The sequence below is a fragment of the Lysobacter sp. Soil_N_23 genome (assembly GCF_057656135.1).
In genome coordinates, this window is the sequence record NZ_JBDGKY010000007.1 from 86,441 (window position 1) to 99,433 (window position 12,993).

Annotated in this window: 13 protein-coding genes; 8 read left to right on the forward strand and 5 right to left on the reverse strand. The window is 68.8% G+C overall.

The window, feature by feature from the left end; translation table 11 throughout:
* The first annotated feature begins 176 nt into the window (after window positions 1-176).
* The 6 genes from prmA (at window position 177) to purD (ending at window position 6,740) form a co-directional block, all read left to right on the forward strand.
* On the forward strand, window positions 177-1,097 hold the full coding sequence (prmA, locus tag AC3A3X_RS07605) for a 50S ribosomal protein L11 methyltransferase (RefSeq protein ID WP_487582421.1): 921 nt from the start codon (window positions 177-179) through the stop codon (window positions 1,095-1,097).
* A 142-nt stretch (window positions 1,098-1,239) separates the two neighbouring features.
* A complete protein-coding gene (locus AC3A3X_RS07610; protein WP_487582422.1) occupies window positions 1,240-2,127 on the forward strand; it encodes a DUF3426 domain-containing protein in 888 nt (295 codons plus the stop codon).
* A 139-nt stretch (window positions 2,128-2,266) separates the two neighbouring features.
* Window positions 2,267-2,539, forward strand: a complete 273-nt coding sequence (gene fis, locus AC3A3X_RS07615) for a DNA-binding transcriptional regulator Fis (RefSeq protein ID WP_487582477.1) — start codon at window positions 2,267-2,269, stop codon at window positions 2,537-2,539.
* Window positions 2,540-2,671: 132 nt separating this feature from the next.
* The gene (gene purH, locus AC3A3X_RS07620; protein ID WP_487582423.1) at window positions 2,672-4,258 is read left to right on the forward strand and encodes a bifunctional phosphoribosylaminoimidazolecarboxamide formyltransferase/IMP cyclohydrolase; all 1,587 of its coding nucleotides are present in this window, start codon (window positions 2,672-2,674) and stop codon (window positions 4,256-4,258) included.
* A gap of 133 nt (window positions 4,259-4,391) precedes the next feature.
* The gene (locus AC3A3X_RS07625) at window positions 4,392-4,889 is read left to right on the forward strand and encodes a GNAT family N-acetyltransferase (RefSeq protein WP_487582424.1); all 498 of its coding nucleotides are present in this window, start codon (window positions 4,392-4,394) and stop codon (window positions 4,887-4,889) included.
* Window positions 4,890-5,438: 549 nt separating this feature from the next.
* Entirely contained in the window at window positions 5,439-6,740 is a 1,302-nt protein-coding gene (gene purD, locus AC3A3X_RS07630; protein WP_487582425.1) for a phosphoribosylamine--glycine ligase, read from the forward strand.
* A gap of 35 nt (window positions 6,741-6,775) precedes the next feature.
* On the opposite strand, the gene AC3A3X_RS07635 is transcribed toward purD, so the two are convergent.
* Window positions 6,776-7,048 (reverse strand): hypothetical protein, encoded by a 273-nt coding sequence (locus tag AC3A3X_RS07635; protein ID WP_487582426.1) that lies wholly within the window; start codon window positions 7,046-7,048, stop codon window positions 6,776-6,778.
* A gap of 163 nt (window positions 7,049-7,211) precedes the next feature.
* On the opposite strand from AC3A3X_RS07635, the gene AC3A3X_RS07640 reads away from it, so the two are divergent.
* The gene (locus AC3A3X_RS07640) at window positions 7,212-9,098 is read left to right on the forward strand and encodes an MFS transporter (protein WP_487582427.1); all 1,887 of its coding nucleotides are present in this window, start codon (window positions 7,212-7,214) and stop codon (window positions 9,096-9,098) included.
* An 85-nt stretch (window positions 9,099-9,183) separates the two neighbouring features.
* Complete coding sequence (locus AC3A3X_RS07645) at window positions 9,184-9,528, forward strand: CD225/dispanin family protein (protein ID WP_487582428.1); 345 nt, start codon at window positions 9,184-9,186, stop codon at window positions 9,526-9,528.
* Between the two features lie 21 nt (window positions 9,529-9,549).
* On the opposite strand, the gene AC3A3X_RS07650 is transcribed toward AC3A3X_RS07645, so the two are convergent.
* The 4 genes from AC3A3X_RS07650 to AC3A3X_RS07665 all read right to left on the reverse strand — a co-directional run bounded on the left by AC3A3X_RS07650 (window position 9,550) and on the right by AC3A3X_RS07665 (window position 12,949).
* The gene (locus AC3A3X_RS07650) at window positions 9,550-10,512 is read right to left on the reverse strand and encodes a hypothetical protein (protein WP_487582429.1); all 963 of its coding nucleotides are present in this window, start codon (window positions 10,510-10,512) and stop codon (window positions 9,550-9,552) included.
* Window positions 10,513-10,670: 158 nt separating this feature from the next.
* Window positions 10,671-11,609, reverse strand: coding sequence for an NAD(+) diphosphatase (gene nudC, locus AC3A3X_RS07655; protein WP_487582430.1), 939 nt, complete (start codon window positions 11,607-11,609; stop codon window positions 10,671-10,673).
* Window positions 11,606-11,983, reverse strand: a complete 378-nt coding sequence (erpA, locus tag AC3A3X_RS07660) for an iron-sulfur cluster insertion protein ErpA (RefSeq protein WP_487582431.1) — start codon at window positions 11,981-11,983, stop codon at window positions 11,606-11,608. The genes nudC and erpA overlap by 4 nt, the downstream gene beginning before the upstream one ends.
* Before the next feature lie 177 nt (window positions 11,984-12,160).
* Window positions 12,161-12,949 (reverse strand): DUF6776 family protein, encoded by a 789-nt coding sequence (locus AC3A3X_RS07665; RefSeq protein ID WP_487582432.1) that lies wholly within the window; start codon window positions 12,947-12,949, stop codon window positions 12,161-12,163.
* Window positions 12,950-12,993: the final 44 nt, after the last annotated feature.

The window sequence follows — 12,993 nt, forward strand, 5'->3', positions numbered from 1 at the left end:
TTCTAGGGCATGACGCCGCCGTAACACGGTGCGGTCTGACTGAACGGGCTGGCCCGGACACGGCCGGCGGCAGCCGGGCTCGGCCCGCAACCGGCCCGCTCGGCTTTACGGCGACCGCCCCACCCCGCAACATGGCCGCCCCCCTTGCCCCTGCGCGGTCCATCGCGCCCGCCGCCATGCCTTACCTCGAACTCACCGTGCCCTGTACCGAAGTCCAGCAGCCGCGCTACGAGCGCGCCCTGGAGAACGTCGGCGCCCTCGCGGTCACCCTCGCCGACGCCCACGCGGACGCCCCGGACGAGCAGGCGATCTTCGAGCCGGGCGTCGGCCAGACCCCGCTGTGGCATGAGCTGACGCTGACGGCGCTGTTCGAAGGCGGCACGCCGCAGGAGCTGCTGCTGTACGCCCTGAGCGCCGCCGACGAAGACCTGGACTGGTCGCGCGCCAGCTTCCGCGATGTCGCCGACCAGGACTGGGAGCGGGCCTGGATGGACCAGTACGAACCGCTGCAGTTCGGCACGCGCACCTGGATAGTGCCCTGGAACCACGACCTGCCCGCCGGTGCCGACGCGGCCGATGCGGCGGTCGTTCGCCTCGACCCTGGCCTGGCCTTCGGCTCGGGCACGCACCCGACCACCGCACTGTGCCTGCAGTGGCTGGACCAGCTGGCCAGCGAGGGCGTCCTGGCCGGAGCCCGCGTCCTCGACTTCGGCTGCGGCTCGGGCATCCTCGCCCTGGCCGCGCTCAAGCTCGGCGCGGCGCAGGCCATCGGCGTCGACAACGACCCCCAGGCCCTGATTGCCACCGCCGACAACGCCGAGCGCAACGGCGTCGGCGAGCGCCTGCAGGCCTGTATGCCCGACCAGGAGCCGGCCGCGACGTACCCGATTGTCGTCGCCAACATTCTCGCCTCGGCCCTGGTGGCGCTGGCCGACACCCTGGCCGCGCGGGTCGCGCCCGGTGGCCGCATCGCCATGTCCGGCATCCTCGCCGGCCAGGAGGACGAGGTGATCGCGCGCTATTCCGCCGATTTCGACTCGCTGCAGGCCGATCGTCTCGAAGACTGGATCCGCGTCACAGGCGTACGTCGCCGCTGACCGCGTCGACGTGCTTGAATACGACCGGGGATTCACCGAATCGAACAAAGGGCAGGAGCATGGCCGACGGCCGGGCAATGCCTGACCGCTCCGGTGCCGTCGCCTGACCGTCACCCTTTCCGGCTCCAACCCGACTCACGCCATGTTCGTCCCCTGCCCTCATTGCGGATTCCTGGTTGCGCTGATCGCCGCACGCGATCGCGCATCGCAGCGGTGCCCGCGTTGCGAGGGCATCGTGGAGTCGCCGGAAGCGGTCGCGACGGATGATGCATCGGTTTTCGACATTGCCGATGTCCGGATAGCCGATGGCGCGGAACCGGACTCCGCGCCATCGCCCGCGACGACGGCGCAACCGCTGCAAGCCGACGCGGTCGTCGAACCGGCGCCTGATGCACATGCAGCCGCAGCCACGAACGATGGTGAGCCCGCAACACCGACGTTCGAACAGGCCATCGAGGCCGCCGCGATCCGTCCCGTCGCGCCACGACGGCAACGCCGCGGCACGCGTCCGCGCCGCAAGGGTGAGCCCAGTTTCGCCAGCCGCCGCAAGGTTGCGGATAACGCACGCCTGCACTGGCGCTGGTACGCGGCGCTGGCCGGCCTGGTGCTGCTGCTGGGCTTGCAACTGTTGCTGGCGCAGCGCCGCGAGCTTGCCGCCGATGCACGCTGGCGACCCTGTGTTTCGGCGTTGTGCACCGTCGCCGGCTGCGAGTTGCCGCCCTGGCGCGAGCCTGCGGCGTTCACGATGATCCAGCGCAATGTGCGGGCCAAACCCGGCAGCGCCGGCGTGCTTTCTGTAGAAGCGAGTTTCCGCAACGACGCGCACTGGCCGCAGCCGTGGCCGACCCTGCTGCTTGGCCTGTCCGATGTCGACGGCCGGTTGGCCGGACAGCGCGCGTTCACCCCTGGCGAGTACCGTCCCGATCAAAAGGCCGCCGACGTGTTGCTGCCCGGACAGAGCGCGACCGTGACACTGGAGGTCGTCGAACCGGCACCGCGTATCGTCGCGTTTACCTTCGACTTCCGATGAAGTGCGAGCCATCACATTGTCGCCTGCGACGGGGCCGCGCTAGACTCCGCTTCCCGTCGACTCTCCTGCCCGGATCGACGGCACCGCCGCAGCAGCACCTGCGAAACACCGAAGCAACGCGTACACCCTGGGGATCATGTTGAACGCAGCCGCCGACCGCACCGACCCCGCACGTAGCGCACCACGCGTACCGTTGCGCGATCATGTCGCGACGTCGATCCGTCGCTTCCTCGGCGACCTTGACGGCAGCCAGACCGAGAACCTCTACGAGATCGCGCTGCGCGAACTCGAGATCCCGCTTTTCATCGAAGTGCTGCAGCACTGCGATGGCAACCAGAGCCGCGCCGCGTCGATGCTCGGCATCCACCGCGCCACGCTGCGCAAGAAGCTGCGCGAGTACGGTCTCGACTGACCTGGCGGGAGCGGCTTCAGCCGCGAGGCCCCACCGGTCGCGGCTGAAGCCGCTGCCACGGCGGCTACCACGAATCGTGACCGACCCGGTCCCGGTATAATTCCCGGCTCCCGTCGCCGTCCCCCTCCCCACATGACTTCCGAGCGTTTGTCCGCCTCGCCGGTGAAGATCCGCCGCGCGCTGCTGTCCGTGTCCGACAAGACCGGCCTGATCGAACTTGCCCAGGCGCTGGCCGCCCACGGCGTGGAGCTGCTGTCCACCGGCGGCACCGCCAAGGCCATCCGCGACGCCGGACTGGCGGTCAAGGACGTCTCCGACGTCACCGGCTTCCCCGAGATGATGGACGGCCGGGTCAAGACCCTGCACCCGCTGGTGCACGGCGGCCTGCTGGGTCGCGCCGGCACGGACGATGCGGTGATGGCGCAGCACGGCATCGGCGCGATCGACCTGCTGGTGCTGAACCTGTATCCGTTCGAGAAGGTCTCCGCGGACCCGTCCAGCACGATGGAGGACATTGTCGAGAACATCGACATCGGCGGACCGGCGATGCTGCGCTCGGCGGCGAAGAACTTCGCCCGCGTCGCCGTCGCCACCGATCCGGCGCAGTACGCCGGGATCGTCAGCGAACTGCAGGACAACGACGGCGCGCTCGCCGCATCCACGCGCTTCGCCCTGTCGGTGGCCGCCTTCAACCGCGTCGCCCAGTACGACGCCTGCATCAGCGACTACCTGTCGGCGCTGCAGGCCGACGGCAGCCGCGCGCTGTTCCCGGCGCAGCAGAACAGCAACTTCGTCAAGGTCATGGACCTGCGCTACGGCGAGAACCCGCACCAGCACGGCGCGTTCTACCGCGACCTGTACCCGGTGCCGGGCACGCTGGCGACGTTCACCCAGCTGCAGGGCAAGGAACTGAGCTTCAACAACCTCGCCGATGCCGACGCCGCGTGGGAATGCGTGCGCCAGTTCGAGCTTCCGGCCTGTGTGATCGTCAAGCACGCCAATCCCTGCGGCGTGGCGCAGGGCGTCGCCTGCGGCGATGCCTATGAGCTGGCCTACGCGACGGACCCGACCTCTGCGTTCGGCGGCATCATCGCCTTCAACCGCAAGCTCGACGCGGCCACCGCCAAGGCCATCCTCGACCGCCAGTTCGTCGAAGTGCTGATCGCACCGGACTACGAGGACGGCGCGCTCGACTACGCACGCAAGAAGGCCAACGTCCGCGTCCTGCGCATCCCGCACGGCGAGGGCCGCAACAACTTCGACATCAAGCGGGTCGGCTCGGGCCTGCTGATGCAGACCAGCGACATCCGCGAAGTCGGCCGCGACGAACTCAAGGTCGTCAGCAAGCTGGCGCCGACCGCATCGCAGTTCGACGACCTGCTGTTCGCCTGGCGCATCGCCAAGTTCGTCAAGTCCAACGCGATTGTCTACGCGAAGGATCATCGCAGCATCGGCATCGGCGCCGGCCAGATGAGCCGAGTCGTCAGTGCCAGGATCGCCGCACTCAAGGCCGAGGAAGCAGGACTGGTCGTGCCGGGCTCGGTGATGGCGTCGGATGCGTTCTTCCCGTTCCGCGACGGCATAGATGCTGCAGCGGCAGCCGGCATCAAGGCGGTGATCCAGCCGGGTGGCTCGATGCGCGACGGCGAGGTGATCGCCGCCGCCGACGAGCACGGCATCGCCATGGTCTTCACCGGCGTGCGTCATTTCCGCCACTGATCGCGATCGCAAGCACAGCTGAAGTGGCACTGCATGATCCCGGCGCAAGCCGGGATCATGCGTTGTGGCGTCCTGACCGCGTCGTAACCGCCGCTGCGGGACACTGGGCCGACACAACCAGGCGCATCCAGCCATGTGGATAAGAACCGAATCCCCGGCCGACCACACGGCCATCGGCCAGGTGATCGCAGCGGCGTTCGCCGACCAGCAGGGCTCAGGCCGGACTGAACAGCGCATCGTCGAAGCCCTGCGCGCGGACGGCGCCTTGAGCCTGTCGCTGGTGGCCGACATCGACGGTCGCATCGCCGGCCACGTGGCGTTCTCGCCGGTGCGCGTCGGCGACGGCAGCGAACACTGGTACGGCCTGGGCCCGGTGGCGGTGGCGCCTGCGGACCAGCACAACGGCGTCGGCAGCGCACTCATCCGCGCCGGCCTGAGCGAACTGGCCGAGCGCGGCGCGCTGGGCTGCGTCGTACTGGGCGAGCCGGAGTACTACCAGCGCTTCGGATTCCGCCACGCGCCCGGCCTGCACTTTGGTGATGTGCCGGCGGAGTATTTCCAGGCGCTGGCATTCGGCGATGGCGTGGCCGAAGGTGAAGTCACGTACCACGCAAGCTTCACCGCGACGTAGCTCCGTCGTCCAGGGAACGCGGGGACCCGCGGCCCGCAGCCAGCCAGCCCACTCACCGTCATCCCGGCGAACGCCGGGATCCAGGCTGTCACCGCATCCGCCCTGTCACCGTCGCCCCGGCGAACAGCGGGATCCATCTGCTCTTGCTTGCGTTTGCTCGCGGCAGTCATGCAGGAATCGCACAGGTGCAACCGAAGGCCATTACCTTCAACGGTGAACAAGCAACAGCAAATGGATCCCGGCGTTCGCCGGGATGACGTGATGGGTTCGATGAGCTGCGGGTCTGGGTCCCGGCGTTCGCCGGGACGACGGTGAGAGGGCGTGTCCCGCGAGCAGCACGTAATCCCACAAAACCTGTTGGTCAGGCCGATTACCGGTGGCAACAGCGTTTGATCCATTGCAGGACCCGATCCATCGAGGGCATTCCGCGGGCAGCAGGGCACCGATCCTGGCAGCTTGCGGAGCAGACCCCAGCGGAGAGGCGGTCGCGGCTGCGCGGCGCGTCCCGTAAAATTCGCAGTCCCACGCCGCGGCACACCAGGAGCACGCATGAAAGTCCTCATAATCGGTTCCGGTGGTCGTGAGCACGCGCTGGCGTGGAAACTGGCGCAGTCGCCCCGCATCGATGAAGTGCTGGTCGCGCCTGGCAACGCCGGCACCGCGACCGAACTCAAGTGCCGCAACGTCGAGGTCGCCGCAAGCGACATCGACGGCCTGCTCGCCCTGGTCGACAGCGAAGGCGTGGCGGTGACCGTGGTCGGCCCGGAAGGCCCGCTGGTGGCCGGCGTGGTCGACCGCTTCCGCGCCGCCGGCAAGCGCATCTTCGGACCGAGCGCGCAGGCAGCGCAGCTGGAAGGCAGCAAGGCCTATGCCAAGCACTTCCTCGCCCGCCATGGCATCCCTACCGCGCACTACGCGGTGTTCACCGAGGCGGACGCGGCGCTCGATTACGTCCAGGAGAAAGGGGCACCGATCGTCATCAAGGCCGACGGCCTGGCCGCCGGCAAGGGCGTGATCGTGGCGATGACCCTGGCCGAGGCCGAGGCGGCGATCACCGACATGCTGTCGGACTACGCCTTCGGCGCCGCCGGTGCGCGCGTGGTGATCGAGGAGTTCCTCGACGGCGAGGAAGCCAGCTTCATTTCGATGGTCGATGGCACCACGGCCTTGCCGATGGCGACCAGCCAGGACCACAAGCGCGTAGGTGACCGCGACACCGGCCCCAACACCGGCGGCATGGGTGCGTACTCACCGGCACCGGTGGTCACGCCGGCAGTGCACGCACGCATCATGCGCGAGGTGGTCGAGCCGACCGTGCGCGGAATGGCCAGCGACGGCGTGCCGTTCACCGGCTTCCTCTATGCCGGCCTGATGATCGACAAGTCGGGCGCGCCGAAGGTGATCGAGTTCAACGTGCGTTTCGGCGATCCGGAAACGCAGCCGATCATGCTGCGCCTGGAGTCGGACCTGCTCGACCTGGTCGAGGCCGCGATCGACGAGCGCCTGCACGAAGTCTCGGCCAAGTGGGATCCGCGCCCGTCGCTGGGCGTGGTGATGGCGGCCGAAGGCTATCCCGGCACGCCGCGCGTCGGCGACGTGATCGGCGCCTGGGACACGCCCGACCTGGACGACACCAAGGTCTTCCACGCCGGCACGAAGATCGAAGGCGAGCATGTCGTCACCTCCGGCGGCCGCGTGCTGTGCGTGTGCGCGCTCGGTGACACGGTGCTCGACGCGCAGCGCCGCGCCTACGCCGAGATCGCCGGCATCTCCTGGCACGGCGAGTTCCACCGCCACGACATCGGCTGGCGCGCGATCGAGCGCGAAACGGCCGATTGCGAGCCGGCCTGATCTCAGGTTACTGAGCCCAGGTCACTGCTTCCGACTCAACCGGCAGCCTCCTCCGCAGGAGGCTGCAGGCTCACCGCGACCTCTTCCAGGTCGGTGATCGCCGCTTCCAGGGCGTCGTGGAACTCGGCCTGGCGCGACATCAGGTCTTCGATGGCCTGCGCCTTCTTGAGCTTTGACAGCTCGCCGTCGAACAGCAGCCATTGCGTCGTCAGCAGCTCGACGTTGTTCTTGGAGTAATGGCGCATCTCCTTGAGCTGCAGCACGGTGTCGTTGACGTGTTCAAGCGGGGTCTTGGTGTCCGCGGTCATGACGCCTCCTTCTGCAAGGGTGTCCGGCGCAGGGTAGGCGGGGGAAGCTGGCTGGGAGCGGAATGGCGGGCCGCCCCTCTCCCTGACGCTGCGCGGCCTGGGAGACGGGGATTTCGCGAAGCTCTGCTAGTCTCGCCCGAACCGAAACGGACCTTCCCAGCGCATGGCGCACAACCAGTTCGAACTGCTCCGGCAGCGCCGCTTCCTGCCCTTCTTCGCCACGCAGGCGTTTGGTGCCTTCAACGACAACGTCTACCGCCAGGCCATCATCGGCCTGCTGTTCTTCCTGGGCATCAGCCCGGAGCAGCGCACGCTCTACACCAACCTCGCGCCGGCGTTGTTCATCCTGCCCTACTTCCTGTTCTCGGCCACCGCCGGGCAGATCGCCGAGAAGCTGGAGAAGTCGCGGCTGATCCGCATCACCACGACGATGGAAATCGTGATCATGTCGCTGGCCGCGGTCGGCTTCCTGACCCAGAACATGGTCGTGCTGCTGGTCGCGCTGTTCTGCACCGGGCTGCAATCGACGCTGTTCGGGCCGGTGAAGTATTCGATCCTGCCGTCGGTGCTCAAGCCCGAGGAACTCACCGGCGGCAACGGCCTGGTCGAGATGGGCACCTCGATGTCGATCCTCGCCGGCATGATCTTCGGCGGCCTGATCTTCGCCGTGGCCGGCGCGCACGGGCCGATCGTGGCGGCTACTTCCATCATCCTGCTGGCGGTGGCCGGCAACCTGGTCAGCCGTGCGATCCCGCGCGCCGAAGCCGGTGCCCCGGACCTGAAGATCAACTGGAACCCGATCCCCGAATCGGTCGCGATCCTGCGCATGGCCCGGAAGCAGCCGGCGGTGCGCAACGCCATCCTCGGCGTGTCGTGGTTCTGGTTCGTCGGCACGGTGCTGACCTCGCAGCTGCCGACCTACGCCGAGGTCAACCTGGGCGGCAGCGGCACGCTCTACATCTTCGCCCTGGCGCTGTTCTCGATCGGCACCGGCGTCGGCTCGATCCTGTGCGAGAAGCTGTCGGCGCGCACGGTCGAGATCGGCCTGGTGCCGTTGGGTGCGTTCGGCATCAGCGCCTTCATGGTCGACCTCTACTTCGCCCGCAGCGGCATCGCACCGGCGCAGGTGTCCAGCGTGGGCGCCTTCATGGCGCAGCCCGGCAGCTGGCGCATCGTCATCGACCTGGTCGGCATCGGCCTGTTTGCCGGCTTCTTCGTCGTGCCCCTGTTCGCGCTGATCCAGAGCCGCACGCCGCGCGACGAGGTCTCGCGCGTGATCGCCGGCATGAACATCCAGAACGCGGTGTTCATCGTGCTCGCCGCCGGGCTCGGTATCGCGGTGCAGCGTCTGCTGGGCTGGTCGATTCCGCAGGTTTTCCTGGCGCTGGCGATCGCCAACGTCGTGGTCGCGATCTACATCTTCACGATCGTGCCCGAATTCCTGATGCGCTTCCTCAGCTGGGTTCTCGTGCGCGGCCTCTACCGGCTGCGCGTGCACGGCGTGGAGAAGCACGTGCCCGACGAGGGCGCGGCGCTGATCGTGTGCAACCACGTCAGCTACATGGACGCGCTGATCCTGGCCGCGAGCATCCCGCGACCGGTGCGCTTCGTCATGTACTACAAGATCTTCAACACCCCGGTGATGAGCTGGATCTTCCGCACCGCCAAGGCCATTCCGATCGCCGGCGCCAAGGAAGACCCGGAACTGATGCAGCGCGCGTTCGACGAGATCGATGCGGCGCTGGCCGGGGGCGAACTGGTCGGCATCTTCCCGGAGGGCGGGCTGACGCGGGATGGCGCGATCGCGCCGTTCAAGTCCGGCGTCGAGCGGATCCTCGAGCGGCGCCCGGTGCCGGTGGTGCCGATGGCCCTGCGCAACATGTGGACGAGCATGTGGAGCCGCCGCGATGGACGCCTGGGCCGGATGCGGGTGCCGCGCCGGTTCCGCGCGCCGGTCGAGGTGATTGCCGTGGCCCCCATCGATGGCGCCGTGGCCGATGCACCGATGCTGGAGGCGCGGGTGCGCGAGCTGCGCGGCGACGCGGCCTGAGGCATTCCAGGCGCGGGGCAGTCACCACGCCACAACGACAGGCGACTGCCTAGCATCGGCCCTGACCACGCTCGCAGGGCCGTCCATGAGCACGCTGCCGCCGGCACCGCCACAGTCGCCGCCTGCGGTTCCCAGTCACCTGCTGTGGGCGATCGGGATGACGGTCGCGTCGATGCTTGTCTTCTGCGTCCTCGGCACGATCTCGGGCATCGTCGCGATCGTCTATGGCGCGCAGGTCAACCGCAGACTCAATGCCGGCGACGACGCCGGTGCGGACGAAGCCTCGCGCAGCGCCAGGGTGTGGTGCTGGATCACCACCGTCCTGATCATCGTCGGCTTGTGCGTGGTGGCGCTGTTCTTCTACAGCGGCGGCTGGGCGAAGTACCAGCAGATCATGGGTGAGCTCGAGCGCATCCAGCTGCACGGATGACGCGTTCGGACGGGAGCCGGGTCAGCTGACCCAGCCGGCGATCACGAACAGCGCCAGCACCGCCAGCCAGACCAGCAGGCTGCGCCAGACCAGGCTCATCGCGTCGCGCAGTTCCGGCAGGTCGGCCGACCAGGCCGGCGGCATTGCCGGCGGTGCCGGCAGGCCGCCCTCGCCCGCCTCGACGCTGCCGCCGTTGTCGCTGCCGCCGTTATCGCTGCCGAAGTCCGCGGCCTCCTCTGCCAGCTCGCACTTCACGCTGGCGCGCGCCACCGCGCCGAGGAAGGGACGGTCGAGATCGAACGAGGCACCGCCTGCCTCGCGCCACGCGCCGAGCACGGTGTCGAAGTTGCCGACCAGCGCCAACGACAGCGTCATCATTTGCGCCACCGGCCAGTCGAGCAGGGCCTGCAACTTGCGCGCACCCATGCGGGTCTCGACCGGCAGTTCGCCGGAAGCCTCACCCTGCGCCGCCAGTACCGTGAAGCGGTACAGCAGGGCGCCGACCGGCCCGAGCGCGAGGAACCAGAACAACACGCCGAACCAGCGCTGCTGGGCATTGCGGAACACCGCTTCGATCAGCGATGCCCCGTCCAGCGTCGCCGGCATCTCGCCTTCCGGCCACAGTCGCGCGGCGGCGGCGCGGCGCGAGACCGGGTCGCCGGCGGCAGCGATCGCTTCCACGTCCAGGTCCAGGTCGCGCGGGCCCCAGGCGTAGAACAGCACGGCAATGGCGAAGGCCAGGCCGGCCAAACCCCAAAGCGGTTCGAGCAGGGCCAGCTGGAACAGGCCGACCGCGAGCAGCGGCGGCACCAGCGCGATCACCAGGCCCCAGCGCCCGCGCCAGAAATCGTTCGTCGACAGGCGCGCATCGAGCCAGCGCAGCCAGTTGCGATACCAGCCGTAGTCGCGCACCGAGGCCGCCAGCGACTGCGCCAGATGGCCGAGCACGAGCGCGACGACAACGGCGATCAGGGTTGCGGACATTCCGACGGTCTCCGGGGCTGGCTGCCCGATTCTAGGCCGTCAACCGATGGGAGAGCGAGCTTGCCCGGATCGGTCTGCCGTCGACCAGGTAGGAGCGAGCTTGCTCGCGATCGGGAGCGTCACGAGCTGCTGACGGCATATCGCGAGCAAGCTCGCTCCTACACGGCCTGCAACCACTGTTCGATCAACCATCGCGAGATCGAGATGCCGGGCGACAACACTGCGCCCTGGCCATCGTCGCGGTCGCCGCCCCACTCGCCGCGGGCACGCGCGGCGAGCACTTCGTCGCGCGTGAACCAGCGCGCTTCCTCGAGTTCGTCGCCGACCTGCGGCTCGTCGCTTTCGGCCTGCGCACTGAAGCCGAGCATCAATGCGCCCGGGAACGGCCATGGCTGCGACGCCAGGTAACGGCAACGACGCACGCGCACGCCGGTTTCCTCGAGCACTTCGCGGGCGACGGTCTGTTCGAGCGATTCACCCGGTTCGACGAATCCGGCGATCACCGAGTAGCGCCGTGCCGGCCAGGCCTTCTGCCGGCCGAGCAAGAGGCGCTCGCCATCGCTGACCGCGACAATCACGGCCGGGTCGGTACGCGGGTAATGTTCGGCGCCGCATTGCTCGCAGCGGCCTTGCCAGCCCGCGCGCGACAGCGCGACCACGCCGCCGCAGACGCCGCAATGGCGATGGCGATTGCGCCAGTGCTGCAGCGCGCGCGCCTGGGCGAAAACGCTCGCCTCGAATCCCGGCCACAGCCCGGCGGCGCTGCGCAGGTCGACCCGGCGCGGCGCCACGAATGCAGTCAATGCACCTTCCAGTGCGAACCAGGCGCCGCCTTGCGCGTCCAGGCCGAGGAATACGGCAGCACCGATGCCACCGGGGCCTTCGCTGACCTGCTCGCCGTGCGGCGCCAACAAGTGGCCGGCGTCGTCGGCATAGGCATCGCCACGTTCGTCGAGCAGCACCACGCGCGCCCGTGGCCATGACGCCTTCAACGCATCGGGGTCGTCGCGCAGGCGATCGGCGCGGTCGAGGGCGGCGCGGCAGGCGGCATCGACGCCCGCCTCGACGAAGGCGAAAGGTGCCGGTTCGCTACTCACACCGCGAACGACGAGCCGCAGCCGCAGGTGGTCTTCGCGTTCGGATTGCGGATCACGAACTGCGCGCCATGCAGGCTTTCGGTGTAATCGACCTGCGCGCCCATCAGGTATTGCAGGCTCAGCGGGTCGACCAGCAGGGTGACGCCGTCGGTCAGCACGGCCAGGTCGTCCTCGCCCTGCTGCTCGTCGAACTCGAAGCCGTACTGGAACCCCGAACAACCGCCGCCCTGGATGTAGACGCGCAGCTTGAGGGCATCGTTGCCTTCTTCGGCGATCAGTTCGCGGACCTTGCTGGCGGCCGCGGAAGTGAACTGCAGGGGGCGATCGAGCGACTGGTAATCCGGCGTCGCGAGCGTGGGGATGAACGTTTCCATCCGATCAGGATGGGGGGCGCGGCGACGCGGTTCAAGCCTTGCGGGCTGTTGTCTCCCTCCCCTGCTCGCAGGGGAGGGCTGGGGAGGGGTGACGCTTTTGGGGCTGAGCTCGCTCGGCCTTCGGCCTCGACCCCCTCCCAGCCTCCCCCTGCGAGCAGGGGGAGGAGTCGAATGCGGCTACTCCGCCGCGGTCGCCGGCGCGATGTCGCGTATCGCCTCGGCCCAGGTGAACGACTGCTCGATCGCGGCGCCGGATTTCGGCGCCAGCCGCACGCTCACCCGCACCGGGGTGAAGTCCGCGGGCAGGAACACATCGCCTTCGACCTGCTGGAAGTACTTGAACGAGTACGGCACGCCGGTCGCACCCGGCTGCTGGCGCAGCTCGCCCCAGGCCAGCTTCTGCAGCTTGCCGGCGCGGGTGCCCTCGATGGTGATGCTCATCTCTCCGGTGCTGACCGCACCGCGGTTGAGGTTCTGGGTCAGGGTGGTGGTGAAGTGCCAGGCGGTGTCGTTCTGCGGCTGCAGCCGCAGGGCATGGACCGCCAGGCCGCGACGCTGCGCGGTGCTGCCGACGAGGCGTTCGTAGAAGGCGACGTCGGCTCGCAGCGCGGCCACCTCCTCGTCGCGCTCGGCCAGGGTGCTCTGCAGGTCGCGGTTGGCCTCCCGGCTGATCTGGTCGGAGCGGGTCAGGGTCGAGACGCGCTGCTGCAGCTGGTCGATCTGCGTCTGCTGGCCGCGGGCGGCACGCTGGCTGTCTTCCAGCAGCACGCGCGGGTCGCCCGGATCGGGCGAGATCACCCGCCACAGACCCCAGCCGCCGAATCCAAGGGCCAGAATTAGGGCGAGGCCGGCAATCGTCACCCAGCGCGTCTGCACCTGCATGACCGGCCACGCCGGCGCCGCCTCGGCTGCGGCGGCCTCGGTGGGCTCAGTGGTCGGGGGAGTCTCGGGAACGGGTTGGGTCATGCCGGTCGCCAGGGGATGTTCCGGCGACCAGCCTACCGCGCCTG

Coding starts and splice junctions, on each gene's coding strand:
- prmA (WP_487582421.1), top strand. CDS start 177: ATGCCTTACCTCGAACTCACCGTGCCCTGTACCGAAGTCCAGCAGCCG.
- AC3A3X_RS07610 (WP_487582422.1), top strand. CDS start 1,240: ATGTTCGTCCCCTGCCCTCATTGCGGATTCCTGGTTGCGCTGATCGCC.
- erpA (WP_487582431.1), bottom strand. CDS start 11,983: ATGGAAACGTTCATCCCCACGCTCGCGACGCCGGATTACCAGTCGCTC.
- AC3A3X_RS07650 (WP_487582429.1), bottom strand. CDS start 10,512: ATGTCCGCAACCCTGATCGCCGTTGTCGTCGCGCTCGTGCTCGGCCAT.
- AC3A3X_RS07640 (WP_487582427.1), top strand. CDS start 7,212: ATGGCGCACAACCAGTTCGAACTGCTCCGGCAGCGCCGCTTCCTGCCC.
- purD (WP_487582425.1), top strand. CDS start 5,439: ATGAAAGTCCTCATAATCGGTTCCGGTGGTCGTGAGCACGCGCTGGCG.
- AC3A3X_RS07645 (WP_487582428.1), top strand. CDS start 9,184: ATGAGCACGCTGCCGCCGGCACCGCCACAGTCGCCGCCTGCGGTTCCC.
- AC3A3X_RS07665 (WP_487582432.1), bottom strand. CDS start 12,949: ATGACCCAACCCGTTCCCGAGACTCCCCCGACCACTGAGCCCACCGAG.
- AC3A3X_RS07635 (WP_487582426.1), bottom strand. CDS start 7,048: ATGACCGCGGACACCAAGACCCCGCTTGAACACGTCAACGACACCGTG.
- purH (WP_487582423.1), top strand. CDS start 2,672: ATGACTTCCGAGCGTTTGTCCGCCTCGCCGGTGAAGATCCGCCGCGCG.
- AC3A3X_RS07625 (WP_487582424.1), top strand. CDS start 4,392: ATGTGGATAAGAACCGAATCCCCGGCCGACCACACGGCCATCGGCCAG.